The sequence below is a fragment of the Mesorhizobium sp. B2-4-14 genome (genome assembly GCF_006442155.1).
In the GTDB taxonomy this organism is placed as follows: Bacteria; Pseudomonadota; Alphaproteobacteria; order Rhizobiales; family Rhizobiaceae; genus Mesorhizobium.
Map to the genome: position 1 here is coordinate 1 of NZ_VFVA01000022.1, position 26,780 is coordinate 26,780.

Here is a 26,780-nt window from a genome sequence, read left to right on the forward strand (position 1 = left end):
GGTCGAGCTGGTCACCGAGCTGATTGCGCACCACGGCTGAACAAGCAATCCCGCCGGGCTGGGCCAGCGACTCGATCCGGGCCGCCAGATTGACGCGGCCACCGTAGAAATCCTCGCCGTCCACGATGATATTGTCCATATGGATGCCGATGCGGAATTTGATCTGACGGTCGTCCGGAACTCCGGCATTGCGCTCCAGCATGCCGCGCTGGGTTTCGACGGCACAGCGAGCGGCGTCAATGACGTTTACGAACTCAATCAGGAAACCGTCGCCCATCACCTTGAAGATACGCCCGCGGTGCTGGGCAACATTGGGCTCAAAGAACTCACGACGATGCTGGCGAAGCGCGTTTAAGGTACGCTCTTCATTTGCCTCCATGAGCCGGCTGTAGCCAACGACGTCGGCAGCCATGATGGCCGTCAGTCGACGCTCCAGCCGATCTTCGTTCATGAACGTCCTCTAAACCTCGACGCTTCACCTCTTAGCAACGGTCGCGCATAACATTTACAGTGGCTGAACTGATTTGACGTTCCCGTCCGTGTCGACAAGGCAACTCGTCTTCTTGCCACCGGCGTCGAGGTCGACTTGGTAAGTCTTCGAGTCGATCTGGTTTGAGCTGATCGGCAGGATTTTGTCGGCCTTCAGGCCGCTGGCTTTCGCGGCCGCATTTGCGCAAAGAAGCTGCAGGTCGGCAGGGGCTGTCTTGGCCGCTGTGCGCGACATCTGTTCCGGCGGAGGCGGAGCCGGCGTGCTGACGCATGCAGCCAGAAAAATAACCCCCAACAAAACGGCCGCGGCCGCAAACCGGTGCCCGCGGACCGTACCTGTAACTATCGACATTGGATTCCCCTCCCCAATTCAGTTCAGCTACTTATACGCCCTTGTACAATGCGGCGCCCTGCATGAGGACGATGACCTTGGCCCCCACTGCCACCCGTGAGGCCAGATCTATGATGTCCTTATTGTTCATCCGGAGGCATCCCGAGGAGACGTCCAGGCCTATCGTCCATGGTTCCGGCGTGCCATGAATACGGTAGATCGTGTCGTGGTCGCCTTCGTAGAGATAGAGAGCCCTGGCTCCCAGAGGATTATCGGGGCCACCTGGCATGCCAGCGGCATAAGGAGCAGCCTTGGGGTCACGAGCAACCATTTCAGCGGGTGGCGTCCAAGTCGGCCATTCCGACATCCGGCCAACCCGCACGATCCCCGCCCAGCCAAACCCGTCCCGGCCGACACCAATCCCATAGCGCATAGCAGTCTGGTTGGGCTGCACTAGATAGAGGAAATGCTGGTTGCCATCGATGATGATGGTGCCCGGTACCTCGGCGGTGCGAAACCGAACCATCTGCATACGGAATGCCTCAGGCACCTCCTTGTGCGCAGCGTAGTATTTGAGGGCTTTCTTGCGGTCGTAGTCGACCCACTTATGCGTGACTGGATCGAACACCTGCGTAGCCGCCCCCGGCGGTCCCGCCATCGCGACCCCCAGCGGAGCCGCAAACAACCAGGCCGCGATTGCTGTTCTGCCGTATCGCCAAATTGCGGCCGGCTTCGGCCGCCTGTCGCTTGCTGAGGAAGCTTCCTTAGTCCGTTTCATTTGGTTGCCCATCCGTCCACCCGGACGCCGTGTGTTGCGACCCATTGCTGCGCGAATGCATACGGGTCCTGACGCTCCACCTGGAGTGCGTAGCTCATTCCCGTGATCTCATCCTCTTTGAAGTCGACGTGCTCCAGGAACTTGACCACCTCGGGATGGCTTTGGCGAAGGGAAGTCGCATAGCCGACATTGAAGTGCGCTGCATTCCAGGCAACGGCCGCGCTCGATTTTGTCAGCCATTGCGGATCCTCCGAAGGCAGAACGATCTTCCACTTAACCGGGTCGAATGGCGGCTCTATCAGGCGAACGATGTCGTGGAGCTTGAAAACATAGTGCGGAGCATAGCAGGCGAACACGATGGGACGGTCGTTGGCTTCCGCCGCATCAACTGAAGCCATGCCGACGGCCTCCGGCATTTCCAGCAAGGTCATCGTTCTGGCGTAGCCGTAGCTGTTGGCCCGAATGCGCTCTATCGACGTCGACGCCCAGGTCTCGGCGCCTATCCACAGTTCCCCACGACCATCCCCGTCCGTATCGAGCGCCGCCGTCTTTTTTGGGTCGTCGAGGTCCGCGATGTCGCGAATGCCGTATCGATCTGCGGTGACGTGCGTCTCGCAAAGCCCCTGCCAGGCTTGTACTCCGATCGGACTGAGCGCGACAGTGCCAGCTTTCTTGACGTATTTGTCGATCAAGCTGTCCAGATTTGGCGACCATATTTCAGGATGTATATCAACTTCACCGGAATTCAGGGCAGCGAAAGCGATCATCGAGCCCATCTCGCGCACATCCGCGTCGAGCCCGAATTCCTTTTTCAGACCAACCTTCAATATGTTAGCCGTCGCCTGACCCGATGGCCAATTCGGCATGGCGATGACGAGGTCACGAGCGTGTACGGATAGAGGCATTACTGCCAAGAGGAAGGCCGACAACGCAACTTTCCTGAAAGCGCACGAGATTTTCGACATTTGCGTTCCTTATGGTATTACGCTGCCCGAGAGTTCTGAATCAATTTCCCCGACGATACGATCGCCCAAGCTCAAATGTTGGTCAGTAATCGGCTGGCCCGTGGCCAATTGACGGCCGATGAGCCTGATAACCTCGGGGCTTTCGGAAAACTTACCGTGGTTGAGCTGGTCGGCCGTGTTGATCCTACTCAAGTCAACGACGTCGATGTTCTCTCTCTCCATCAAATCCCTGTATGGCTCGACCTCGGCATCAACGGTGCCGAGGCGGGCCGTACCTCCCCAAAGCCATTGCGATGCTTTCAACGCCTTGTCGTCGTTCGATACGAACAGGGTCAAGTGAGGACGGCGAACACCCATGGAAAGCAATTGGGTGCGGAAGACATCGACATCCACATCAGGTGATGCCAGCATGACGCTCTTGATCTTGGTAGAAATGCCCCGGTTTCGGATCGCCATCTGACGGAGCGCTTCCAGGGTCACCCAATTCCCCATCGAATGAGCCAAAACAGAAACCTCCGAAACGGATGGGTCCCGCACCAGATAGTTTAGCGTTGCCTCAAGGGCGTCCCGGCTATAGTTCGCGCTTTCGCGATCATAACCATAGGCGAGCAGTTCGCCCCTGGACGGCCACGTAAACAGCAAGGGAACGACCTTTGCGCCTGAATCGTGGACGATCTGCGCGAACCTGAACACTGCATCGTCGAAACGGCTGTTGTAGCCGTGAACGAAGATCAGGACTTTCCTGGAAGGAGCTCTGCTCAACCGAGCATGAAGCTCGGAGATGATCTCGTCTCGTTTTAGGACGGTGGCGCTGATTGTAGCGAATTCCCGCCTGGGGTCGGCAGGAATGACTTTTGGCCATTCCACCTCGCCAATCTTACGGACCCGATCTGGGGGTATCGAAATCACTATGTCGGCGAACGCCGGATCACCGCGTTCGCCGCCGAACATCTCCCCCGGTATCTTGGAGGCGCGCCGTGTGGTAGCCACCAGCATCTCCACTTGCGAAGTTCCCGGTGCGGGATTTGTCGCCACCGGGAGAAAGACGTTCTCTGGCCGATGCGCGCATGACGCCAACCCGATCAGCGTCAAAGACAAAGACAGTCGCACGGACCTATTCACCAACTCGATCGTCCTCATGCTGTCAGAACCCGCACTGGTACTGGTCCTAGGCGATCGGAATCAGGATGATGGATCTCGGGCCGCTCTACGTCACGCAAACCGTGTCAGTAGATATTTACCTGCACATACCGGGAGCCAGAGCGCTGATAATAGAGCGAGCCACAGTGGTGATACCCAATGCCGTTGACGTGCACCACTCGACAGCCCACCGGAAGCGTCGCGAGGTAGACGTTACGACGGACTACCCGTCTGGTTGTGCGGCGCGCCACGCCACGCGCTGTGACCGGTGCGTGTCGGTATGCTGGGCGATGCACTGGGCGACGATGATGGTGGCGTACGCCTCTACGCGCCTGAGCCTGAGCTTGCGAAATGGGATTTCCACCAAGGAACTCCTTCAGGTCGTCGCTCACCAGGGAAACGGTTACGAGCGTAACCAGGGCACATAGAATTTTCGTGAGACGACCGGGGCTCATTTGCATTCCTCCTTTGATAAATGGAAGCAAGCCGCGCAGACGAGCTACTGCGTCGACCGAAGGCTCAGGTTCGAGACGTAGAAACGAAATGCGATGTTTGGTCCTGCAGCTAACCTCACCCCAATCGGGTGCGCTATTGTCCTTGAGGGCAATCACCTTTGACCGGAGTCAGTGTCCTCGCGCCGGTCGGTCGCTCCTTCTGGCTGCCGGACGACAGTGCTCACGACGCCTACACGGCCCAGGCTCCCTTCAGTGCTCGCGCAAGCCCCTCGCGCGTCCACCGGACGCTGGCGCTGGGTACCCCTCCAACACCTTATGCCCTCCCTTATGCCATAAGATTTCATTGTTGAACCTGAGTCACGGAAATGACTGCCGAACAACAGCCCCCCGAAGCGTTGGACCGGAAGAAAATCAATCAAATTGCGAAGCGGTTTTTCACCCGTTCCCGAACCCCGCACTTTATCCGTGAGGCTTCATCCCTTCGGAAACAGCAGTGTTGCACCCAATCGTATGCCGAACCCTTCTGGACCGCCGGCCGGGCTGTCGACCCAATAGCGTACGCCGGCCGTGAGGCTCACCGGTTGAGCCCCGAACTTGACGAGCTTCGAGACACTGGCATTGATAGGAATCGACCACTCGTGCGCAGCCCAGTTGTAGGTGCTCTCGCTATTTAACGTGAATGTCCATGCATCAGGCGTGGTGTAAGCGACGAATGGTTGCAGGAACGTGGCGTTCACGTCCGCCCTGTCGCTAGCCCCGGCAAAGGACCAGATGTGATTTGCGAGCATCCCGAAGGTCCAGGGGCCGCTCTGCTTGAGAATGACGGCTGTTGGGCCGGCCCCCCATTTCTTGCCGCCAAGCAGCTCGTCCGTGGCTGTCGGAACCAGGAATACTGGACCGACGCCCCAGATGATACCGCCTGCAGTCGGCTTTTTCGGTGAAAAGAAGACGCTCTGGACGATGTCGCCGAGACCAAACTGGTTGCCGGAGGAGCCGGCGATGTCGCTCTGCCAGGCAATCGGAACTATAGTGCGGGATATCACGTTCCAGTCGTCGTTCAGGGAGAATGGTATCACCGGCTGGACGTTCAGATATGCCTTGTGCCCGTCAGCCGGTCCATAGCCCGTATCGTAGTTGAACTGGAACGGAACGCTGATCAGCGAAGCGATGGGATTGGACAGTTGCTTGGCCAAGTCGGAATCCGCCGCGTCCGCCGAGCCCGCCAACGCAAACAGGCTCGCCACCGCGATGGCCGGAACTGAAGCCCTCAATGTCTTGCAACTAGTCTTCATGTTCGATCTTCCCGAGGCCAATCCGAGCGTTCCCACTGATATGTTCTTCGTTCGATCCTCAGGTGACTTCGTCCCCGCTGGATACCGGCAGCAACGACGTCAAGTGGGCGACGGACTTAGGGCAGCCGGTTTATTCCAGCGGAGGTAGAGCGCGCTCACCAAGGCGCCGATCACCAGGTGGTAAAGGATCAAGGCGGTAACGCCGGTTTCAGCCGGAAAATTAAGGCTCGTGATCGCCAGCGCGATGCCGGGATGGCGCGACCCGCATGCCAAGGCAAGGACCGTCCGATTGCCCGGGTCGGGTCCGCCCAGAAGGTGGCCGAGCAAGATCCCAATGGCGCTGAAGAGAACCAGGCAGAGCACCACCCCATTGCCAAATAGGTTGGAAAGATCGGGCCATCCCTTTATCAGAATCGGAATGATGGCCAACAATACGATCGCCATGGCCGTGGACGACAAAGGTCTCGCCATGCGCGCCGCGACACTGGGGGCGAGCCTGGCGACGACCATGCCGAGGACCAGCGGCGCGAAGATCGAAAGGACCACTACGGAAAGGACTTTGGACGGGGCGATACTTAGCTCAAATGGAAAGACGTATTCCATCGTTTCAATGCTGAGGGGCACCAGCACGATCGAGACGATCGCCGCGGCCGCGAGCAGCCCGACAGCGTAGTGCGACGTTCCGCCGGCACCGATCTGCTTGTTCGGCAAGAGAGGCGGCACCGGCGAGACCGCAAGTGTTATGAGCGCGATCTTGATGGCCGGCGCGAGATCGAACAGTTGGCCGGCCAGAACCACCACCGCAAGAAGAATGATGTTCATAGCCAGGATGGAGCGGACCAGAAGGCCAGGATGGCGAAAGAGAAAGGTCACCTCCTCCATTTTGGCTTTCAGCCCGAGCACAAAAACGAGGACGAATAAGCTCACGGTGAGCGCGAGTGAAATAACACTTGCAATCGTCATGGCTTCGCTCCTTTTCGCTGACAGGGGGATCGATACGAAAGACGTTCTGGAGCGTGCCCTGCGGTAAGCCGCTTGCGGGTCACGGTTGTAGAGCGGACCTGCGCACCCGCAACCGACCGTTCGAGCAATGTGGCGAGCCGGGCGCGATAAGCACGCATCGCCTTACGCCTTTCCCGAACCGCAACGAATGCCGTAGCGGCGCCGCATTCGTGACGCCGGACCATTTCGACACCATTCGCGGCTTCGAGGCTGCTCATGTCACGAGCCCGACGCAAATGCGAGCGCGACGCCAAGCACCGCAGCAAGGCCACCGAGGACTCGTGCGAAGGTATCGCCGGCTCGACCGGTCCCCGTGTTGGTGCGGAGAAATAGCCCAAGAGCGATGCCCGCGGAATGAAGAAGGCCAGTGGAAACGGCAAGACCGGCGCCGAAGGCGAGCGAGTCCGCCGTGCCCAGTTCGCCACCATGAGCGGCGCCGTGGAAAAGCGCGAAGACGCCTACGAGAAGCGCTCCGACGACGGTCGGTAGCCGGATCGCAGCAGCGATGAGGATGCCGAGCGCGACAACTGAAGCTAAGATGAATGGCTCGACGAGTGGAAGGCCAACGCCTGCGAGGGCCAGCACGTATCCCACCGTCATGCTCCCCAGGAAGGCACACGGGACGAGCCATATTGCTCGCCCTCCGACCACCACCGCCCACAGGCCGACCGCAATCATGACGACGATGTGGTCGGGGCCGAATAGCGGATGCGTGAAGCCCGATGCGAAGGAGCCGTGATCGCCGGGCGCAAGGTGCGCGAAGGCGGGTGCGGTGGTGGCGAATACACCGAGCAACAGGCAGGCGAGGCGCTTCAGCATGGACGTTCTCCTGGTTCGATAAGGCGTTCAGTCGAATTTGGCTTACGCACTTCCTTTGGTGGCGAAGCTCCCGCAGGCCGCCATGGCGGCGTCGAACAATCGGCGCGCCTTAGGGGTATCGCGCACCTCGAGATTGAGTCTCGCGAGCGCGAGGGCTCTTCCTGGTTCGCCGCCCACGGAAAGCCAAAACCGCGCGCCGTGATCGGCGAAAGCCGCCGGGGCCCAAGCGATCAGCGTGTCGTAGCGCTTCTCCGCGTAAGTCCGCCACCGCGCTGATTCACTGTGACGGCCAGCGTTCCAAAGGACGCGCGCAAGTTCAGCGGCAAAGTCGGGGTCATCGCTCTCGGCGGCGAGACGTTCCAAGCGCGCGATGGCGGCGTTGCAATCGCCAAGCGCTTCCTCGACTTCGGCCAGATGGCCCTCGGCCTGAGCAAAGCAAGGAAGTCGCTGCCACGCCGCGAGCAACCAGGGACGAGCTTGCTCAGGGTCGAGCGCCATCCACATATGCCCGCGCTGGAACTCGAGCTGTGCCAGCGCGAACGGCGATACGCTTCGATAACGCAGTCTGCTCTCGTCGAACCACTGCTCGGCAGCGTCCGTATCTCCGATATCCGCATAAAGGGAAGCGAGCCCAGCAGCGGCCTCGAAATCCCCAAAATCGTCGGCGATGCGCCGGCGAATGCTCAAGGCCTCTGCGTAACGCCCCACGGCTTGAAGGACCGCCGCCTTGTCCACTTCAATCTCGCGTCCCGTCTGTCCGAGCTCCGCCGCGTGCTCGAGATCCGTCATCGCCTCGGCAAAACGGTGAAGGCTGGCCCTTGACCTGGCCCGGCAAAGGAACGCCAGCCTGTCTCCGGGCGCGACCTCGGCCCGTTGTTCGGCAAGCAACGACGCACGCTCGTAATCCGCAATGCGGCCAAGGATCTGCGCCCTTAGCGTGATCAAGTCGACGAGTGCCACCCAGGCACGGTCTTCCATTTCGCCATGTGCGGCGAAGCGCTCCAGGCCATCGATTTGTCCATCGAGATGCGACAAAGCGATCGTGGCATGTGTTGTCCGGATCGCCTCGACGGGATTGGTCGCGACGTTCATGTCGGTATGCCAACCAGCGCCGGGAGCTTCGGCGGCATCGGATTCGGACGGGAAATATAAGGAAACGTTTTGGGCGCCGGCGCTGCGGTTCCATCCACCCCATCGGAGATGCGCGGACCGTTTCGCTTATTGATGAGGATCGTGAAGAGTGAATCCACGATGTCGTGGTTGACCCACCGCCCGCCGCACGTCTTGGGCGCGGAGCCGGCGAGCAGTGCGAGCTCGATTTCCAGATAGCCGTCCTCGTTGAACGGCTTCGACATGTCGACGACCTGGAAGTCGGCGAGCAGCATTTCGGTCAGAGGATGCGTCCCTTTTTCGTCGAGCGGCCAGTCGACCTTTCCATCGAGGCTGTCGTATACGGCCATGCTGCCGTTTAGCCGGGCGCGGTAGGCGACCAGATAGTCAGGGCGAAGCTTGAATCCATCCTCCTCGCTGTAGAGGTCGCGGATGTCGAGGTCGCGGTTTACCGAGTCGGCCGCCTTGTCCATCATGATGAAATTCTTGATCTCGGGGCGCCCAACCCGATCGAGCCGGGCGCGGAACGAGCCGTTTGTCGCGGTTTCAGCCATTACGCCAACCATCGATCCGGCCTCGGGGCCGAAAAGTTTGGCGTGTTCGACCTCGACGACGATGCTCAGTACGTTCTGGCCCTCGACGGAATTTACTCCGGTCACCGGCGGGATCTTTCGGGACACGCGCATGCCGCCCGAGAAAACCTGATCGACGAAGAAGGGATCGAGCCGACAGCCGGCGAAGACGTGTACGCCGTTGGCTTTCGCACCGGCCTCGTCGCCGACGCGAAAGGTGAGATCGCCCATGGGGCTCCGGCAGAAGCCGGTCTGCACCATCCGGTCCCCGTCAAGTTTCGGTACGTCGAAGGTAAAGCTGAAGAAGGCTTCTTGATCGTCGACTGCGAAGGCCGCTGCCGGACCCGTCGCCGACACATGGACAGGGCGCACGCGTAGCCGATAATCGAGGGCGTCAGAGAAGAAGAGCCGCGTCGCTTCGATCTCCTTGAAGGGGAAGTTGCACATGGCAAGCACGAGGTTGCCGGGGCGCTCCGGGCTTGGAAAGGTGAACACGTCGGTGATGTCAATTTCGGGATTGGCGATCGACCGGGGTCCTGCTCCATGATCGGACATTTGCTGTACCTCTCCAAATATTTGTGACGCTATCTGATCCCAAGGTATGAAACCGCTCGCGGGCGACGCTGCTCAAGTTCTTGCTGTAGCGAGCCACTGGAGCGCTCGGATGCCGGGCAGAAAGAAGTAGGCGCCCCCGCGAACGGTAGTGAATGCTGGCAACCCCTTGATTGTCTTGCGGATCGGACGCTTGGGAATCTTGAAATCCAGCGTCCCGTCTTGGCTGCCGATGATCGGATCGTGCTCGTTGCCGAGTTCGTGAAAGGTGCGGTCGTTGACCCAGACGTTCTGCGCAAACTCGAATTGCCGAATTAAGCTTGCGCAACCGACGAAGGCGGCGATCCCGCGTTCGGTCCCGTCTTCGGGCGCTCCCTCCGGCAATGGCTGACCGTAAGTGCCGCCACGCCGGATCATGCGGCGCCTATTCATGTTGGCCGCTGAGTCACGCGGATTCATGCGGCGGATGTGCGCGCCGAGCGGCACAGCATAGCCGTGCGGGTCCATCTGCTTGTAGTTGAAATTGTTGTTGCGCTGCCGATCGGCACCGAGGGCCGGATCGTCACGCTCGGGCGCCAGTACCAATGGGGCCCCACTCCGCCACCGCCCCATCAGCTTGGCGGCGATGAGTTCCTGTTCCTCGGCTGTCTCACCGTGCTCCCTGAGGAAATCACGGAACTTGCCGACATGCTCTTCAAGCCGACGATAGGCGATATAGCTGCCGTTCCGGCATAGCACCTCCGGCTGCGGCTGAGTGGCGATCTGACCGTCTTCGTCAGGATAGCCGAGAAAGAACTCGCCCGGCCTCAAGGCCATGCCGGAACCAGGTGTCGGTTCTTCGCCGATGCCTTCGACGGTCGGCTCGGAGAGACGGTCGCGATAGCCGAAGTGATCGTGGGCGTAGTCGTAGGGCGGTGTCGCGTCGAGATCGAGATAGGAGAGCATTTCGACGCCGGGAAATTCCCGGGCGTGGCGCCCATGCACCTCGACGCAGCGCTGGCGCTCGTCGCTATTGCTGGCGAAGAGAATGACGATTGCGTGGAGGTCGGGGCTTGCGAGCCCACCAACCCAGTTGTCGGGGTGATTGGTGCCGGTGTCGCCGAGGATCGCCGCCCGAGCAGCCATGCCCTGCCGAAACTCCTCGGGAAAAGTGGCCAGTGAAGCCTCGTCGACGCCGAGTGCTCGAAGTCCATTCCAGGTGAATGCAATGGTCGCCCACCGCGAATCGACCGCGGTGGCGCCCGAAACGGCAGCGCCGGTGCCGATCTTGTCGAGGATGGCGGCAATATAGGCCCGTGCCGACGCCGGCTCGCGGAACGTGAGAAACCCGTATCGCGCCGCCGTCGCGCGCGGGCGCTTCAGCAAGAAGTGCTGGACGTCGTCCAACTCAATCACGGCAAAGCCTCCCTTCTGCCTTACGATGACGTCCGCGCCCATTGCACGAGGTCATTGCATCTGATCGAGCATGTTTGAGAATGCCGCCTTGAGCCTGAGCGCCTTCTTGACCTCCTCGGCGCTGACCCACGGATACTCGGCATATTCGAGAAAGCATGGGCGATGGTGATCCCGAACGAACTGGATGAAGGCAGGCGCGTTCGTCTTCCAATCCTTCGGAAAGCCCTCCAGGTTCTCAAAAACAGTATTGAGGCCGGTCGCGGCGAATATACCGACCGCGTCCTCCGTGTACTTGTCGAAGTCGGTATCAAATATGCCCATATACTGGAAATAGGTGTCGCCTTTTATATCGAAAAGATTCCACCTGAGATAATGCAGCTTGAGTACAGCCAAGACGTCAGGGGTCGTGGCCACCGCTGCTTCGATATTTTTGGCATATTCATAGAACGACGCCTCGCGGCCAGGAATTATTTTGGCGATGATGGAAAAACCATAAACTGCTGGCGTCTTGGGGAATATGGGGCCGTATCTTCCCTGTTGGGGTATGCCGAAATAGCCGCCTTTCGGGACAGCCATAGCGCTAGGCTTAGACGAGTCTTCCTTGATAGCTTCGACCATGGGAATTGCTCCTGCTCTAAGGTTGGAGACGCGATGTTCTGAGAGGCGCTTATCGAGAGCGCCGAGCAGTCAGCCGAATTCTGCCCCCCGGTTCCCTTGGGCTCGGCTCCAGCTCTCGCCAAAGAGAATACGCACGTGATCAGCCGGCGCCATTGTCCTCAGGGGCAATGGCGTCCTCGATGCTGTTAGATAGCCGCGCCGACTGCAGCTTCTCGAAGCAGCGTTGCCAAGTTCGGTACGCTCTCGATGACAATCAGCGCACGGTGCGCGTCTTCGGGGAACCTCGGCGGGTGGGATCATCCGGATCAATGGGCAGCCTTTATGGACCCAAGGACAATAGCGGAACCCCGCGTGAACAATTATCGGGTTCGCTTGGATCCTCATGTCTGTCGGGCGCGCCCCGTGGGAGCGTCCTCCTGAGTCGTAGACCATGACAAAGCGAGCTCGTGCCGATCGCGAACCAAATTCGCAGCTGCTACCCAAACACCGCAAAGACATCGGTGATTTGGGGAGGGTTTGAAATAGATGAGCGACTAAGTTCAACGAACGCAGGCACGCCAAAGCGCAAGGGCGCCATTGAATGAATTGGGTAGCAGTGGTGTTTCATGAAAGGACAGCCGCGTTGGCGCTGCGACCGCTCGCGAAAAAGCCAAAAGGAGTTCGTCATCGAAATGGCAGATACGTCTGTCTTGAAAGAGCAAGCACGGCAAGACACAACTCCCCCGCCAGCCTGCCTAATGCGGCTGTGATTGTCCGCACTTCTTCGCGCGTACAGGTCGCCCCTTTTCCGGTTTAGATCGAGAGAGACCTCCAATGGAAAGCGTGGATCGAGGAGACAGTTATCTATTCCAAAGCGGCCCCTCCGTCAGACTGCAGCGACGACTGGGGCTGGTTAGGCAGGGCAGGCCGCAGGTGGTGCGCCGGTCCGCCTTGGTCATCTTGATCGCTTGGGTGCCCCTTGCCCTGCTGACGGTTCTTCAAGACGGCGCCGTGGTGGGCGATACCGCTCGTTCCTTCGCCGATGACATTGCCGTTCACGCGCGTTTTCTCTTTGCCGCGCCACTGCTCATCCTCGCCGAAATAGTAAGCGCGTCACAACTCGGTGCAATCGCTCTGCATTTCCGTGACGCCGGGTTCGTGCCCGAGCACGACCATCCCCGCTTCGCGGCCGCTCTCGCCTCGACCAAGGCTCTGCTCGATTCGAGCAAGGTGGAAATAGCAGTGATTGCACTGGCATATTTGACTGTCGGTTGTATTGTGTTTTCCTCGGCCTTGGATCAGTTGCCGAGCTGGCAGATCACGTTCGATGGGACCGCACCGCGGTTTTCTGTAGCTGGCTACTGGCATGTGCTCGTCAGCCTGCCGCTGCTGCTTGTGCTGCTTTTTGGCTGGATATGGCGATTGTGCCTTTGGACGCGGTTCCTTTGGCTGATGTCCCGGCTTGATCTTCGCCTGGCGGCGGTTCATCCTGATAATGTCGCGGGTCTGCAGTTCCTGGGCTATTCGGTCCAAGGTTATTCCGTCGTAGCGCTAGCGCTGGCAAGTATTATTGCGGGATCGGTCATGACACGACTCATGAAGCACGACGTATTGACCCTGGCACAGCAAGTGGGAATTGCGGCGACCCTACTCTGTATAGTTGCAATCTTCACTGCACCGCTTTTGGTATTCTGCGGCCTATTGCTTCGAACGCGGCGTCGCGGAGTCTTTGAATATGGCGCGGGCGCCAGCAAATTCGCCAGCGAATTTGAGCGGAAATGGCTCCGCGATCGCAGACCGATCGAGGAGAAAACCTTCCAGGAACCGGACTTTTCGACTGCCACTGATCTGTATCAGCTGGTTGCGAACGTTTACCGTATGCGCCTTGTTCCTGTCGATTTAAGGAGCATGATCGTGCTTGTCGTCACGGTCCTGGTGCCGTTCGTTCCGGTCGTGCTTATTACGACGCCGATAGATGCCATCTTCGCTGGACTGAAGAACTTGCTGCTCTAAGTGCGCGCCGGCGCCAGCGTGAACACTTCCGTCAATGTTTGCCCGCCGTGGGATCTTCAGTTCGCCGGGCGTGACGATCGCGATAGTGCTCATCTTGTCTACGAAGAGCTGGCGGCGGTTCCCGAGCGCCCGATACTTACTTGCGGAGAGGCGGAACGGCTCAGTCGCGTTAGGTGCGGCGGAGCGCTGGATCGGACCGGCCTGGCAGACCGCAGTCGTCAAGGATCGAGCCAAAGACTTGGCGCATGCGAACCCACGACGGCTCCAGTTGAATCACCATGGAAGCCGATGGGGACCGTCATAACCACCGATCGGCGGTGAGGATGCCCTTCTCTTCAACCTCTTCCTGGATCGCGACCAGTCCTCACCGCTGAACGGCAGTTGCTCCATCTGGCGACAGTCCCCGGCGACAGGGAAGGACAGAGGTCGGTGAACTTGTCCTCATTGATCACTTCTGGCGAAGTGACTTTGGTCCGAAACGCACTGTCTTCCGCAACCTAGGAGCCATAGTGTGGGCTTGTATCCGTGTCGCTCCCTGCTTGGTTGGCGTTTCGCCAGCAACGTCGGCTACTAGGCGATGGCGAGGCTGATCCTAACGGCCGGCATTGGGCGCGAAGCCGCCGTCCGTGTCTGGCGTTTACTTGTCAGCTGCGGGCTTTCATCCATGAGCTACACCCTTACGACCAGCGCCGGATCAAATGTGATGTTTTCATCATCGTAGCCGCGCGGATTACAGACAATGCGCGTGCTGCCGACCTGATAATCGCAGCTGTCGTGAGTATGGCCATGCACCCATAGAGCAGGACGTCCGTCTTCGATCACCTCGGAGAGGTCTGATGCAAAGGCGGCATTCAGCAGGTCGCCCCTAAACCTAGAAGGAATCGATTTCGCGTGCGGCAGGTGATGGGTAACGACGATGGTCTTGATTGGATCAGCCTTCAGCGCGCTATCGATGAACAGTCGCGACTGCTGATGCATCCGATACGCAGTCTCAGGCAAGAAACGCTGCCAGGGATCCCTCTGTTTCGCGATCAGCCTGTGGTCGTTCATGCGTTCGCGCGCGTAGACCATGGCGAGTTCCGGATTCCCTTCGACCCGATAATCTGTCCACAGCGTCGCGCCGACGAACCGAACGTCATCGACAACGACGGAATCGTTCTCGAGGAAATATACCCCCGAGAACTGGGCGGCGGCATGGCGGCCGTCTTCCAGTCCTTCCCGGATCGCATTTTTGTAGAATTCGTGGTTCCCGGCAACGTAAACGCACGGCATCGCCGGAGCGATATGCTTTACAAGCCAAAAAACACCGTTCGCAGGCGCGCGGCAAAGGTCTCCGGCGACGACGCAGACATCGGCGTCCGGAATAGCCAGGGCCTTATGCAAATCAGCGACTTCAAGGTGCAGGTCAGAAAACAACCATACTTTCATAAGCTCGAAACCTTGATTTCACTCACGTGGGCGCGCCAAGGCTCAATGGATCCTGGAATCATGAACACGCGATGTTTCTTTCGACCGCTGCGCGATCAGTTGGCGATGCGACGATCCGCTCCCTGACCTGATCCAGCACGGCGTCGAGTTCGGGTCCCTCCAACGTCTTTCGCTCCAGCAAGATCTCGCCAAGGAAATCGATCGCGATCTCTTGGTTGATGACCATTTTTCGGGCGACGGCATAGGCGCTCTCCAGCCGGGCATTCACCCGCGCCGCCAGATCGTGGTCGGTCGCGAGAAGCGACGTCCGGTTCTCGACCTTGCGGTGAAGCAGCGGCCATTTCTTCGAAAAGCCCATCACGGTCTCCATGTCGAACGCCAATGCGGTTGCAGCCGCAAGATCGCAGGACTCGGAGCCGGATCCTGCAGCGACCGATCCCACGATTACTTCCTCCGCTGCTCGGCCGGCGAGTGCTGCGATGAGAACGCCGGTGAGCATCGCCTCGGTCTGCTCTCCCGGCATGGTTCCGGTGACATATCCACCTTCCGGAGCCTGGATCGTTATCTTCACGATCGTTCCAAGATCGAGATGGAGGCGCGCTACCGCATGAGCCGATTCATGAACCGACATTCGGAACTGGAGCTGCAGCGATCGCAGAAGAATCCCGTCCTGGAGAAGACTGTCCGCGCTGCCAACAGCGTTTGCAGCCCTTTCAGCAGAAATGCCGGAGTCACCCGCAGCCTCGACAGCTCCGGTCTTCCTGCTCCGATGCTGTCGCGGGAGACTTGGTGTGCGACGCTTTTTCATCTTCCAATCCTTTCGATCGTTGCCGTGCCCCGACGATGGTTCATGAATGGTCCGCACCCTGGTGTTTGTTCGTCAGCGGCGGGAGGTCGAGAAGACCAGTCGCCTCAAGCCATTCCGCCGATCGCTGGATGCTCCAACGGAGCGGTTCTGCAGTCACAGGAGGCGATGGGGCCGGCCCTGATGAGGGCGAGGCAGCTTTCCGTATGGCCGAGAAGCCCGAGCAGCGCTTCGCTGGCCATGTACCTGCCGAACGCGAGTGGCCGCCGTGATGCAGGCGCCGAGGGATTCGCCACAGGAATCCCGCGCTCCATCAAGTGCTGCTTTGGTCTGCCCCCGGGCGGATGATCGACAAGCGATGATCCTTTCACCTCATTGCGGGGGCGGTGCGGAAAGCCTCTTGCTTCGCAATCTTTCATCCAGCTGCCTCCTGAGTCAGCACTGTCGCTGCCGATCGTTTTGCCGGCGCCAGCTCATTGCCGGCCCCAATGGCGTTCACGCGCCTCGACAAGCTTCTCGACGAGCCGCTCAAGTTTCCTGATCGACCCGCCCGGCCAGTTGCCGGCCAGCGCTGCGAGTTCGAATCCTTCGAGTGGTGTCCCCCAACGCGGGTCATGCCCCGCCTCGAGGTAGAGCCTTTCGAGAATGCGGGATGCCAGCAACGGCAGCTGGTCGGGGCCAGGTTCTGGAAATCGCAGGATCCGACATCTGTCCTTCAGCACCGCCGAGACGCTTCCCACCTCATTCGCCGTCATCAGCCAGGACACATGCGAGAGATCGCAGTTCGCCTCGACGTAGGGATCGAACCAGCGCCGCGATGTTTCCTTCTCGAGCAAACCGATCAGGACATCATGCACATTGCCGTTGTGTCGACCGGTGCCCACCTTCTCGATCTCGTCGAGGATGATTGCAGGTCCCGCGCATTCATGCCGGCGCACCGCCATGATAGCCAGGCTCGGTTCACCCGACGACCATCGCCGCGCGGTACCGCCGACGGCGCTGTCGCTCAAGCCGCCGCAGGGAACCAGCTCGTATGGCGTCTGGAGTTCCTCGATCAGCCTTCTCGCGAAGCGCGTCTTGCCGCATCCAGGCGAGCCGACCAGGATTGTTGGTCGTACGTATACATGTCCCCTGCCGACGAGGCGGTTCAGGATGTCGTCGGCTACCGACCCGACCCAGGGGAATTCGGACACAAGCTGCATGCGAGCAATGGACAGGTCAGACGCAGCTGGAAGCGGCAGTCCGCGCTGCACGAATTTTTGGAACTCGACCGATACGCGCTTTCCTTCCGATGTGGTCGAGTTGCCGATGGAGCGAATGACAACCACCGAATTATTCGGCGCGGGTTCGGCTTCCGCGTCGTCTTCGGAGAGGTCCTCGATGTCGTCATCTCTCCACGCCTTCTCCGCCGCCGCCTTCTTGTTCGTCGGGTCGTCCGCCAGCCGTGCGTGTAGGATTGCCGACTTCAACTCGGCTTCATAATTCAGAAGCATCCGGAACAGCGAAGTCCGTGAGACATGAAAGCTGTCGACGTAGCGAGTAAAGATGAGAGTACGTGACAGAGCGCTCCACGCGAGCGCCCCCAAAGCATTCGCGGGCCTTTGCCCTCATTGAAGTCGCGCATCGCCAGCGATGCCGCTTCGCCCGCGACCACAGCTGCCGCCTGCGGATCGCCAAACGAGGCAAGGTAGAATTGACAGCGCAGGCGGCAGGCCTCGGCCGGGATTCCCTTTACGGCTTCGGCAACGACGAGCGCGGCCTCGACACTTTTGATGCCGTCCTCAGATTGCTCGACAGCAAGATCATCAAGACAACTGGCAAGGGGCAAAAGTTCGACGCGACCGCGTTTCCTCATCCGCCGCGACAGGCGGCTCGAATATTCCCGAATGTCGTCTTCGAGCTTATCGCCAAAGAACGCCATGCCGCGCAACAACTCATCTTCGCTCGGAAGATGCAAGCCGGCTTTGGCTGCTTTCAGGCGGCGGTCGAAATGGCGGTCGAGAGGTGAATCCTTGGCCGTCATCTCGTCCTCACGCATGTAGGCCGGATTGCTCGGCGGGACGTCCGAGTTTGTACCAGCGCGAGAGCGTCCGCGCCCAGGTGTGGTCGTCGGACAGTAGCCATAGATCCGACGTGCCGATCAGCCGGTTCTCGCCGATGAGCCTCGGATGGCCGCTCGACAGCCCGGCAAGGGAGGGAACAATCCTTTGGGTAAGGATCCATCGATCGAGGATGGGGGCTTCCTCATCTGCCATTGCCTCCGGAGGCGCGCCACGGCGGACGCGCTCCAAATCAGCGGCCAATGCGAGTAGGCGGTCGACCTGGAACACCAGCATCTCGTCGGTTAGCGTTGCGCGGCCAAACAGCAGCATTGGGGCCCCCTTGCTCGATCCAGGATCCCGCGTGGTTTCGAATCCTATGATTCGCGGGAATCAGCGCGACAGACATACAGCGTCGGACAATCGGCGTCCATACGCATACAATTCGGCGTCCCGACGCCAATTTGTGACGGAAGGATTCATATGATCGAATGGGACGATCATCGAAACCAGTCCGGCAACCTAAATGATTGTTCCCAACGAAATCCTCTATGCAGCTCGGGCTGCCCTTGGCATCAGCCGTCCCGACCTCGCAAAATTGTCCGGCGTTGGGGAACGGACCATTCTGCGACTGGAAAGCAACGAGCGCGTCACAGTCAGGACGTTGCAACGCGTTCAAGCCGCACTAGAGGCACGAGGGGCGGAGTTCATGGCGAGTGAAGGCAACAAGGGTCCGGGAATGCGGATCCCATTGTCGCTGCTGTCGCGCGATGATCTGAGATTTTGATTGCCTAGTTGGTTTCGAGCCTTTCCGAGTATCCCCGGATCGCATGACGCGCAGCCTCTGCCCAACTGTCCGAATGTGTGCTGAGGAACGTGAGTTTCATAACAAGCTTGAGTTCTGTTCGGACGATTGGCTCGCCTTCGCGTGATTGACCGGCTGTCGCCCTCCGATGGATCGGCCTGAAACTAATCCGTCGAGCGCTTAACCCAAAGTGGGCGGCTGCTAGGTTGCGCGCGCCGCACTGTGGGTGGTTTGGCAGTGAAATCCCGCCTTCGATATCCCGCTTGCTTGCCCCGGCACATAGATACGTCTGGCTCACGGAGTACGGTGAGCCAAGCCCGGCGCAGATATCAGTCGCAGCTCCGTCTCCACATCCGTCGAGCGCATGTCACGCATCCGCCAGAGGCGCGCGACTGGCTCGATTCAGGTGCGACCCGAAATATCCCCGCGCCGAATTTGAGAGCAACAGTGTTGAGTTCATTGCGTTGGAAGAGCACGGGAGGACCTGCAATCTCCTTTCGAAAAAACGCTCCGCGACAGCACTGGCTCAAGGCCCGTCATCGAGCAACGCCTCCCTCGGGGAGCTCGGCAGCAAATGGTCGATCAATCGCCTTAGCGAAAAACGAATCAACTTCCCTGCTCGAACACCGCATGGCGCTTTATGTGAGAACAGCTCTCACAATGCCATCATACTTCTCGTCACGTAATAAATCTGACGCCTATGTTGACAGCCTCGCCGGCTGCCCCGCCATCATACCAACATGGAGTCCGTTGATGACATCGCTCGGCAGTTCCGCGCCGCAAGAGCACTGCTGGATATCCGCCAGGACAGCGTGGCGGAACTGGCCAAAGTGAGCCGTCAAATGGTCGCTCGAATTGAAAGCGCCGACAAAAGCGTCCCCCACGATGCAATCGAAAAAATCTGGAAAGCATTTGAGCAGAAAGGGGTGATATTCTTAGAAGCGACCGATACTTACGGTCCTCCGGTCACTTTGAAACGGACTAAGCCCAAATCCAGTCCCTGATCGTCCCCCAGGAGTCAGATGGACATGTAGGCAGCGCGAGGCCCGACATTTGTCGCTGGATGGTCGCAGCCGGCCCAACGTCCATGAACGCATAGCCTGAAGTAGACAACGTGCAGTAAATCGACGTACACGGGCAGCCACCGCCTCGTTTAGATCGCGCACCCGTTGTGGAGGTCGCCTGCAGGTCAGACGTGTTCGGTCAACTCGGGCCTCGGCGGTCCGGTCGCTGACCTTCGGATCCGATTCCGGGAATCAATGCCGGCGGTGCGGATCAGACTTCGTCCTCCGCCCGTAATTGTGCCATGGGAAAGTCGCTGATTTCAAGGGGTCCCGGCGAAACCGCGGCGGGACGAGTTGGCCCTTGGACGTGGATTCCCGGCGAGGCTTTGCCAACCAAGCTACGAAGTATCAGCCTGAGTGCCGGGCGAATTGGCCAACGGGGGCCAATATCAGTCACCGGATCCTTGCGACTGCTTCGGAGAGAGAATCGAGCTTTCGGTCCGAGAAGGCCAAGACGGCATTCTCCAATCCTTTGTACGCACACTCGAAAGAATAGGCGTTACGCCTTGTCAACAATAACACGGAATTTCAATGAATCCTTTGCCATGAGAAACCGATCCACAAATATGAGCAGCCTTCCTAGTCACGCCAATTGTTGACGTTTTCTCCTAACAATCATCATCCATACTGCCAAACAGGGAAACTCCATCAGGGAAATCCGCCGATGGTCTCGTTTTTTGTTGACTTAGGCTTTGCGATATGCTCCCTACATCGCCCACGTGAATTTGCGGCACTAAACGTAGGAGGAAGCAATGGCCGATACCGACAAACCCGACCAACCGTGGCTAATGACCGTGCCTGAAGCGGCCAGATATCTGCGGTTAGCGGAGTCGACACTCAATAAAATGCGTTGCAAGGAGGGAGGACCGCCATTCGCCACGGTTGGCGATCGCCTGATCAGATATCCTGAACCCGAAGCGAAACGGTGGCTTTACGCGCGCTTGCGCCATTCCACCAGACAGAAGCTCCCCCGCTGATCGCCGGATATTCCCATTTTTTGGCAGCTCCGCGCCGCCCTCGGCGACGCGGGCCGGGGACTAAGGGTTACGTCGTGATCACGTTCGCGTGAATTTCTGCCGAGTCCCGCGTGCCGACACGGTGCCGACACAGTCGCGATGTGTTTTGACAAGAAGTTCGATGTCGGCGAACTCATACTCCATAAACAATTGAAATTATTGGCGATCCCGACAGGATTCGAACCTGTGACCATCGGCTTAGAAGGCCGGTGCTCTATCCAGCTGAGCTACGGGACCGCTGGCCGGCTTGGAGCCGGTGGTGTTCGCTCTGGAGCCCATTTGGGCCAGCGTTCAATGCGTCCAGGGCGTCCTGCGGTCATAGCGGAAATTCTCCGCATAGGAAATCTGGCGACGCTTGGGCTCTTTCGGCTCCTCGACGCGGAAGCCAAGCCCTTCCTTTTCCGCGTAGGCCACCGCCTCTTCCCGCGTGTCGAAGGTGAGCCTGATCTGGCTTTTCATGTCCCCCGACGTGGTATAGCCCATCAGAGGATCGATTTTCTTGCGCATCTCGGGGTCGAATTCCAGCACCCAGTGGCCGGTCTTGGCCTTGCCGGATTGCATCGCGGTTTTGGCTGGGCTGAAAATGCGCGCGGACATGGCCACCTCGTTACTGTGCAAGGCAGCATCGCCGCCCTTTCGCCCGTCATTACTGCGCAATGGGGACCGCGGCAAGGTTTTTGCACTTGCCATGTAGCACCGAAATGAATAGGCAACAGACCGTTCGGAGTGTAGCGCAGGCTGGTAGCGCATCTGGTTTGGGACCAGAGGGTCGGGAGTTCGAATCTCTCCACTCCGACCATCCTTCTCGAAACGCAGTACCGATAGCCTCGGCGTGACCGTCTGGCCACCTTGCGCCGCTTCCGGTCGTGGGCTTGCCGCGACAATTTTCTGGTGCAAGTCTGAAGACGGCAATGGGGGGCTTCGAAATGGCGGCAAACAACAGGCCGGTGATTACCCGGAAGGGCCAAGAGAGCAACAAGACCAGCCAGTCCGGGGGCATGGCGCTGGTGACCGGTGTCGGGCCGCAACACACCTCGGCGACAAGACTGTGGTTCGGCAAGGCAAGCAACGCGCCCGGCTTTCGTTCGCTGCCACACCACCATGGCGAAGCTGAAACCGGCGCATACCTGCTGTCGGGCAATGCCCGTATCTATTTCGGCGAGAACTATCAGGAGTTCGTCGAGTTATCGGCGGGCGATTTCATGTTCGTGCCGCCGTTCCTGCCACATCTCGAGGCCAATATGAGCACGACGGAGGAACTGTGGTGGCTGGCCTGCCGAACCCCCGAGAACATCGTGATCAATTTGCCTGACGTCGATGATGCCCAACTCGCCGGCTACCGCCGCGGTTGAGCACGTTCCGCAGTCTGAGCATCGGCAATCGCCCAATGCATTTGAAAGCGAGCTCGCCAGGCGAGAACCCCAACCGCCTCGTGCCCGGCGAGCCCGCACCTGATTTGGAGCGCAATCAGGACCGGGATCAGCCGGCAAGCTTGCGTTGCAAGATGGATGCCAGTTGCTGTTTCCCGAAATGGGACGGCAGTTGGGGACAACGAACCGCCATTTGCAGGCCGGATGAATATCGAGGCCGGCCTAACTCTTGTTTTGACGCAATTCCGGACAGAACCGTTTCACACCTTTCCTGGAACTGCTCTAGATCTCGAACTCGCCCTGCCCCTCATCCATGGCGCTGACCGTTTCGGCCGCCAACGCTCTGGTGATCGGCATCTTGCGCTCGAGCGCGGTGCGGTCGAGCCGCTCCACCACGCGCATTGCTGTCGCCAGCGAGCGTTCGATGCGCCGCACCAGATACTGCACCACATGCGGTTCGACCTCGACCTGGCGGTCGGCGAACAGCTTGGTGATGACGCCGGCGAGCAGGAGATCATCAGGCTCATGGATCTCGACCGTCGCCGCCGCCTTCAGCCGTGACGCAAGGTCCGGCAGCGAAACACCCCAGGCCAGAGGAAAGCGGCGCGCCGTCAACAACAGCGTCGAGCCGGCGCCACGCACCGCATTGATAAGATGGAACAGGCCTTGTTCGTCAATCGCCCCTGCATCGACATCGTCGATCAGCGCAGGGCGAGCGCCGAGATTGGCGATGCTGCCACCAATGCGCCTGGCATCCACAGCCAGCGCGTTGGCACGCGCACGCCAGATTGAGGCGAGATGCGTCTTGCCGGAACCGGCGGGACCGGCCAGCACCACCACCGGCGACGGCCAGTCCGGCCAACGGTCGACCAGCGCCGCCGCCTGGTGGTTGGTGCCGGAGACAACGAGTTCGTCCCGCGAATAGCCAGTGCCATGGCCGAGATCGAGCGGCAGTTGGCGCGGCGGATCGGTTCGCTGGGCGGTCACTTCAGCCACGCGACTGCGTGCGGTGGCCCCCGCCGCGATCGGCTGGCAGCGGCGGCAAAGGCTGTGTCGAATGGCCCTTGTAGAGCGGCGATTCGAGATAGCGGGCTATGGCAAAGCGCACCAGCACGGCGACGGCGGCGGATGCCGGCACCGCAATCAGCAAGCCGACAAAGCCGAACAGCGCACCGAAGGCAAACAGCGCGAACATCAGCCACACCGGGTGCAGGCCGACACTTTTGCCGACCAGCCTGGGCTGCAGGATGTTGCCTTCGATGAACTGGCCGATGAAGAAGACCACCGCCACCGCGACGATCATGGTCCAATCCGGCCAGAACTGCACGAAAGCGACGCCAACGGCCAGCACCAGTCCGGTTAGAGAGCCGACATAAGGGATGAAAGAGATCAGTCCGGCGAACAAACCGATGAGAATGCCGAAATTCAGGCCGGTCAGCGTCAGGCCGGTGGCATACATGGCGCCCAGGACAAGGCAGAGCGTACCCTGGCCGCGGACGAAGCCGGCGGTCGCGGTGTTGACGTCGCGCGCGATGGCGCGCACGGTCGCGACATTGTCGCGCGGCACCCAGCTGTCGATGACCGCCACCATGCGATCCCAGTCGAGCAGCATGTAGAAGGCGACGACCGGCGTCACCACGAACAGGCTGACCACCGAAACCAGCGCCACGCCGGAACTCCAGATCGAAGTGAAGACCGTGGTGAGCAGGCCGAAGCCCGAGGTCAGCAAGGAGTTCAGCCCGTCGCGCAAGCCATTGGCGTTGACGCCGAATTTCTGTTCCAGCCACTTCGGATCAAAGGATGTGATCAGGCTCTGCAGCCGGGTCAGATACTCCGGCAGCTTGCCGGCGAAATCGGCCATCTGGGTGGCCAGAACCGGAATGAGGATGACGAAAGCCAGCACCAGTACGATGAGGAAGGTGATGAGGATGACCACCGTCGCCATGAAGCGCGACAGGCCGAGCCGCTGCAGCCGGTCGGCGACGGGATCGAGGAAATAGGCGAGCACCATGCCGGCGACGAAAGGCAGCAGGATGGCGCTGAAAACATAGAGGAAAAGCGCCAGGATCGCCGCGCCGGCGAGCCAGAAGAAGATCTGCCGGCGGAACGCGGAAGACGCGGCAAGATCGGCAGCCGCAGCTTCGATCACTGCCGCTTCTTTCTCAGATGTCCGGAGTGGAGCTTTCGCCATAGCCGCTCATATGCCTCAGCCAAGTCACGAGATAGGCCGTGGCCGAAGCCACGGTCAAGACCCCGGACAGCAATATGAGGGCAGGCCGCAGAGGGTCGAGGTGCGTGGCAAAGGCGAGCTCTCCCAGCACAGTCGCCGCCAGCACGATCTGGATGGCGGTATTGGCCTTCGACACCAGAAGCGGCTTCATCTCGACCGGATGGGCCATGACGGTAGACAGCAATACGGCGCAAACGATCAGCGCGTCGCGCGACACCATGGTGATGACAAGCCACAGCGGCAGTTCGCCTGCGAGGCCCATGACGACGAACGCCGACACCAGCAGCAGCTTGTCGGCCATCGGATCGAGATAGGCGCCGAGCCTGGACTGCTGGTTGAAACGGCGGGCGATGAAGCCGTCGACGCCGTCCGAGACGCCGGCGATGACGAACCCGGCAAAGGCCCAGTCCCAGCGCGCCTGCAGCATCGCCAGCACCACCGCGGGCACCAGGACAAGGCGCAGGATGGTGATCATGTTGGGGATGGTCAACGCATTGTCCCGCCGTATTTTTGCCTTGAGATAGATGAGGCAGATGGAGAGCCGAGGCAAGGAAGAAGCAGGTTGGCTAGCCGCAAACGCCGCGTGCGATGCCCCGGCTATCCACGCTTTTGTCGGGCCAAATGGCGCCCGCTTCCGCCCTTATCCTTGCGGACAGAAACTGTTCATGCGAAGAGCCCGCAAACGAGCAGGAAAATTGCGATGAGCAAGCGCGAAACTGGCCAGCAAAAAACGGGCAAGCGCAGGAACGGGCTCACCTACGCCGAGGCCGGCGTCGACATCGATGCCGGCAATCTGATGGTCGAGAAGATCAAGCCGCTGGTGCGCGCCACGCGCCGGCCGGGCGCGGACGGCGAGATCGGCGGTTTCGGCGGCCTGTTCGACCTCAAGGCTGCAGGTTTCACCGATCCGGTTCTGGTGGCCGCCAATGACGGCGTAGGCACCAAGCTCAAGATCGCCATCGATGCCGGCAAGCACGACACGATCGGCATCGATCTCGTCGCCATGTGCGTCAACGACATCGTCGTGCAGGGCGCGGAGCCGCTGTTCTTCCTCGACTATCTCGCCACCGGCAAGCTCGATCCCGACCAGGGTGCAGCGATCGTCGGCGGCATCGCCCAAGGATGCCGGCAGGCCGGCTGCGCGCTGATCGGCGGCGAGACCGCGGAAATGCCCGGCATGTATCAAGGCAAGGATTATGACCTTGCCGGCTTTGCCGTGGGTGCGGCTGAACGCGGCCAGCTTTTGCCGACCGACGATATTGTCGAAGGCGACGTGCTTTTGGGCCTCGCCTCCTCCGGCGTCCACTCCAACGGCTTTTCCCTGGTTCGCCGCATCGTTGCCGCCAGCGGCCTTGCCTGGGGCGATCCGGCGCCGTTCAACGACGAGGCCACACTGGCCGAGGCGCTGCTCGAACCGACGCGTATCTACGTCAAGTCAATCCTGAAGGCGATCCGCAACACGCATGGCATAAAGGCGCTGGCGCACATTACCGGCGGCGGCTTCCCGGAAAACATTCCACGCGTGCTGCCCAGGGATTTCTCGGCCGAACTCGATCTCGAGGCGATCGACGTGCCTCCGGTCTTCTCCTGGCTGGCCAAGACCGGCGGCGTGGCGCCGGAGGAGATGATGCGTACCTTCAATTGCGGCATCGGCATGATCCTGGCGGTGGCGTCCGGCCAGGCGGCGCAGGTCGCCGCGGTGCTGCAGGAAGCCGGCGAAACGGTGACGCCGATCGGCCGCATCGTGCCGCGCCGCGACGCCGGAGTGATCTATCGGGGCTCGATCGGCCTATGAGCACGCGGAGGAAACGCACCGTCGTTCTGATATCGGGACGTGGCTCCAACATGACGGCGCTGATCGCGGCGGCGAGCGACCCGGCCTTCCCGGCCGAGATCGTCGGCGTCATTTCCGACAAGGCGGATGCCGCTGGGCTCGCCATCGCCAAGGCCCGCGGCATCGCCACGCAGGTCATTTCCCGTGCCGACCATGGCAGCAAGCAGGCGCATGATGCCGCGATCGACGCGGCACTCAAGGCATTCAATGCCGAGATCGTGGCGCTGGCCGGCTATATGCGTATGCTCACCACCGGCTTTGTCGAGAAATGGCAGGGCCGCATGATCAACATCCACCCCGCCTTGCTGCCCGCGTTCAAGGGCCTCGACACCCATGCAAGAGCGCTCGCAGCCGGCCTTCGCATCCACGGCTGCACCGTCCATTTCGTCACAGCCGAAATGGACGACGGCCCGATCATCGCCCAGGCGGCCGTGCCGGTGATGGTCGGCGACAATGCGGATATGCTGGCCGCCCGGGTGCTGAAGGCCGAGCACAGGCTCTATCCTCTGGCCCTGGGACTGGTCGCCGAGGGAAAGGCGTGCATGGAGGCCGGCCGAACCGTGCTTGCCCACTTTGCCGACGACGCCGACAACGGCACTTCGGTGGTGATGGCACCCGACCCGTTGCGCGAGGAAGCCGACCTTGAGCATCTGGCGCGGATTACGCCCTGAGCCGAGAA

The 26,780-nt window shown here is 60.2% G+C and carries 29 protein-coding genes and 2 tRNA genes; 8 read left to right on the forward strand and 23 right to left on the reverse strand.

Annotated elements, in window-relative coordinates:
- The 13 genes from FJ938_RS18955 to FJ938_RS19015 form a co-directional block, all read right to left on the reverse strand.
- On the reverse strand, positions 1–451 hold a 451-nt coding region (locus tag FJ938_RS18955; protein WP_140696241.1), incomplete at its 3' end, for an adenylate/guanylate cyclase domain-containing protein.
- Between the two features lie 54 nt (positions 452–505).
- Positions 506–841, reverse strand: coding sequence for a hypothetical protein (locus FJ938_RS18960; RefSeq protein ID WP_181169134.1), 336 nt, complete (start codon positions 839–841; stop codon positions 506–508).
- Between the two features lie 31 nt (positions 842–872).
- On the reverse strand, positions 873–1,478 hold the full coding sequence (locus tag FJ938_RS18965; protein WP_246673417.1) for a L,D-transpeptidase: 606 nt from the start codon (positions 1,476–1,478) through the stop codon (positions 873–875).
- Positions 1,479–1,594: 116 nt separating this feature from the next.
- Complete coding sequence (locus FJ938_RS18970) at positions 1,595–2,503, reverse strand: glycine betaine ABC transporter substrate-binding protein (protein ID WP_181169139.1); 909 nt, start codon at positions 2,501–2,503, stop codon at positions 1,595–1,597.
- A gap of 69 nt (positions 2,504–2,572) precedes the next feature.
- Positions 2,573–3,559 carry an alpha/beta hydrolase gene (locus tag FJ938_RS18975; protein WP_246673419.1) on the reverse strand — a complete coding sequence of 329 codons (987 nt, stop codon included), beginning with the start codon at positions 3,557–3,559 and terminating at the stop codon, positions 2,573–2,575.
- A 367-nt stretch (positions 3,560–3,926) separates the two neighbouring features.
- A complete protein-coding gene (locus tag FJ938_RS29555) occupies positions 3,927–4,067 on the reverse strand; it encodes a hypothetical protein (protein WP_181169135.1) in 141 nt (46 codons plus the stop codon).
- A gap of 564 nt (positions 4,068–4,631) precedes the next feature.
- Positions 4,632–5,450, reverse strand: a complete 819-nt coding sequence (locus FJ938_RS18985; protein ID WP_140696403.1) for a transporter — start codon at positions 5,448–5,450, stop codon at positions 4,632–4,634.
- A gap of 99 nt (positions 5,451–5,549) precedes the next feature.
- Positions 5,550–6,413: a Na+-dependent transporter gene (locus FJ938_RS18990; protein ID WP_140696252.1), complete on the reverse strand. Its 864-nt coding sequence runs from the start codon at positions 6,411–6,413 to the stop codon at positions 5,550–5,552.
- Between the two features lie 258 nt (positions 6,414–6,671).
- Positions 6,672–7,271: a HupE/UreJ family protein gene (locus tag FJ938_RS18995; RefSeq protein WP_140696255.1), complete on the reverse strand. Its 600-nt coding sequence runs from the start codon at positions 7,269–7,271 to the stop codon at positions 6,672–6,674.
- Between the two features lie 42 nt (positions 7,272–7,313).
- On the reverse strand, positions 7,314–8,363 hold the full coding sequence (locus FJ938_RS19000; RefSeq protein ID WP_140696258.1) for a hypothetical protein: 1,050 nt from the start codon (positions 8,361–8,363) through the stop codon (positions 7,314–7,316).
- Positions 8,360–9,508 (reverse strand): DUF4331 family protein, encoded by a 1,149-nt coding sequence (locus FJ938_RS19005; RefSeq protein WP_140696260.1) that lies wholly within the window; start codon positions 9,506–9,508, stop codon positions 8,360–8,362. Before FJ938_RS19005 ends, FJ938_RS19000 begins: the two co-directional genes overlap by 4 nt.
- A gap of 72 nt (positions 9,509–9,580) precedes the next feature.
- Entirely contained in the window at positions 9,581–10,900 is a 1,320-nt protein-coding gene (locus FJ938_RS19010) for a peroxidase (protein ID WP_140696263.1), read from the reverse strand.
- A gap of 51 nt (positions 10,901–10,951) precedes the next feature.
- Positions 10,952–11,518 (reverse strand): hypothetical protein, encoded by a 567-nt coding sequence (locus tag FJ938_RS19015; RefSeq protein WP_140696266.1) that lies wholly within the window; start codon positions 11,516–11,518, stop codon positions 10,952–10,954.
- An 813-nt stretch (positions 11,519–12,331) separates the two neighbouring features.
- On the opposite strand from FJ938_RS19015, the gene FJ938_RS19020 reads away from it, so the two are divergent.
- Entirely contained in the window at positions 12,332–13,510 is a 1,179-nt protein-coding gene (locus FJ938_RS19020) for a hypothetical protein (RefSeq protein WP_140696269.1), read from the forward strand.
- A 669-nt stretch (positions 13,511–14,179) separates the two neighbouring features.
- Here FJ938_RS19020 and FJ938_RS19025 read toward each other — a convergent pair.
- The 5 genes from FJ938_RS19025 to FJ938_RS19045 form a co-directional block, all read right to left on the reverse strand.
- Positions 14,180–14,938, reverse strand: coding sequence for a metallophosphoesterase (locus FJ938_RS19025; RefSeq protein ID WP_140696271.1), 759 nt, complete (start codon positions 14,936–14,938; stop codon positions 14,180–14,182).
- Positions 14,939–14,996: 58 nt separating this feature from the next.
- The gene (locus FJ938_RS19030) at positions 14,997–15,746 is read right to left on the reverse strand and encodes a hypothetical protein (protein WP_140696273.1); all 750 of its coding nucleotides are present in this window, start codon (positions 15,744–15,746) and stop codon (positions 14,997–14,999) included.
- A gap of 470 nt (positions 15,747–16,216) precedes the next feature.
- Positions 16,217–17,236: an AAA family ATPase gene (locus FJ938_RS19035; protein ID WP_140696276.1), complete on the reverse strand. Its 1,020-nt coding sequence runs from the start codon at positions 17,234–17,236 to the stop codon at positions 16,217–16,219.
- Positions 17,227–17,766, reverse strand: coding sequence for a hypothetical protein (locus tag FJ938_RS19040; protein WP_140696279.1), 540 nt, complete (start codon positions 17,764–17,766; stop codon positions 17,227–17,229). The genes FJ938_RS19035 and FJ938_RS19040 overlap by 10 nt, the downstream gene beginning before the upstream one ends.
- 7 nt (positions 17,767–17,773) lie before the next feature.
- Positions 17,774–18,115, reverse strand: a complete 342-nt coding sequence (locus FJ938_RS19045) for a hypothetical protein (RefSeq protein WP_140696282.1) — start codon at positions 18,113–18,115, stop codon at positions 17,774–17,776.
- Positions 18,116–18,308: 193 nt separating this feature from the next.
- Between FJ938_RS19045 and FJ938_RS19050 the strand changes: the two genes are divergently transcribed.
- The 3 genes from FJ938_RS19050 to FJ938_RS19060 all read left to right on the forward strand — a co-directional run bounded on the left by FJ938_RS19050 (position 18,309) and on the right by FJ938_RS19060 (position 20,628).
- Positions 18,309–18,569 carry a helix-turn-helix domain-containing protein gene (locus tag FJ938_RS19050; RefSeq protein ID WP_140696285.1) on the forward strand — a complete coding sequence of 87 codons (261 nt, stop codon included), beginning with the start codon at positions 18,309–18,311 and terminating at the stop codon, positions 18,567–18,569.
- Positions 18,570–19,327: 758 nt separating this feature from the next.
- Complete coding sequence (locus FJ938_RS19055) at positions 19,328–19,591, forward strand: helix-turn-helix transcriptional regulator (protein WP_027053229.1); 264 nt, start codon at positions 19,328–19,330, stop codon at positions 19,589–19,591.
- An 812-nt stretch (positions 19,592–20,403) separates the two neighbouring features.
- Positions 20,404–20,628 (forward strand): helix-turn-helix domain-containing protein, encoded by a 225-nt coding sequence (locus FJ938_RS19060; RefSeq protein WP_140696288.1) that lies wholly within the window; start codon positions 20,404–20,406, stop codon positions 20,626–20,628.
- 199 nt (positions 20,629–20,827) lie between these two features.
- Here the strand turns inward: FJ938_RS19060 and FJ938_RS19065 are convergent.
- Positions 20,828–20,904 (reverse strand) — tRNA-Arg (locus FJ938_RS19065).
- Positions 20,905–20,958: 54 nt separating this feature from the next.
- Positions 20,959–21,264 (reverse strand): ETC complex I subunit, encoded by a 306-nt coding sequence (locus FJ938_RS19070; protein ID WP_140611365.1) that lies wholly within the window; start codon positions 21,262–21,264, stop codon positions 20,959–20,961.
- A gap of 125 nt (positions 21,265–21,389) precedes the next feature.
- Between FJ938_RS19070 and FJ938_RS19075 the strand changes: the two genes are divergently transcribed.
- Together FJ938_RS19075 and FJ938_RS19080 are read left to right on the forward strand one after the other, a co-directional pair.
- A tRNA-Pro gene (locus FJ938_RS19075) sits at positions 21,390–21,466 on the forward strand.
- Between the two features lie 112 nt (positions 21,467–21,578).
- A complete protein-coding gene (locus FJ938_RS19080; protein ID WP_246673410.1) occupies positions 21,579–22,019 on the forward strand; it encodes a cupin domain-containing protein in 441 nt (146 codons plus the stop codon).
- A 300-nt stretch (positions 22,020–22,319) separates the two neighbouring features.
- Here FJ938_RS19080 and hdaA read toward each other — a convergent pair whose 3' ends face one another.
- Genes hdaA through FJ938_RS19095 form a run of 3 tightly spaced genes read right to left on the reverse strand, consistent with a single transcriptional unit; the run spans position 22,320 to position 24,757 of the window.
- Positions 22,320–23,024: a DnaA regulatory inactivator HdaA gene (gene hdaA / locus FJ938_RS19085; protein WP_140696405.1), complete on the reverse strand. Its 705-nt coding sequence runs from the start codon at positions 23,022–23,024 to the stop codon at positions 22,320–22,322.
- Position 23,025: 1 nt separating this feature from the next.
- Positions 23,026–24,228, reverse strand: coding sequence for an AI-2E family transporter (locus tag FJ938_RS19090; RefSeq protein ID WP_140611367.1), 1,203 nt, complete (start codon positions 24,226–24,228; stop codon positions 23,026–23,028).
- Positions 24,200–24,757 carry a CDP-alcohol phosphatidyltransferase family protein gene (locus FJ938_RS19095; protein WP_140611369.1) on the reverse strand — a complete coding sequence of 186 codons (558 nt, stop codon included), beginning with the start codon at positions 24,755–24,757 and terminating at the stop codon, positions 24,200–24,202. Before FJ938_RS19095 ends, FJ938_RS19090 begins: the two co-directional genes overlap by 29 nt.
- Before the next feature lie 210 nt (positions 24,758–24,967).
- Here FJ938_RS19095 and purM point away from each other — a divergent pair, with 210 nt between their 5' ends.
- Positions 24,968–26,062, forward strand: a complete 1,095-nt coding sequence (gene purM / locus FJ938_RS19100) for a phosphoribosylformylglycinamidine cyclo-ligase (RefSeq protein ID WP_140696291.1) — start codon at positions 24,968–24,970, stop codon at positions 26,060–26,062.
- On the forward strand, positions 26,059–26,772 hold the full coding sequence (gene purN / locus FJ938_RS19105; RefSeq protein WP_140696294.1) for a phosphoribosylglycinamide formyltransferase: 714 nt from the start codon (positions 26,059–26,061) through the stop codon (positions 26,770–26,772). The genes purM and purN overlap by 4 nt, the downstream gene beginning before the upstream one ends.
- Positions 26,773–26,780: the final 8 nt, after the last annotated feature.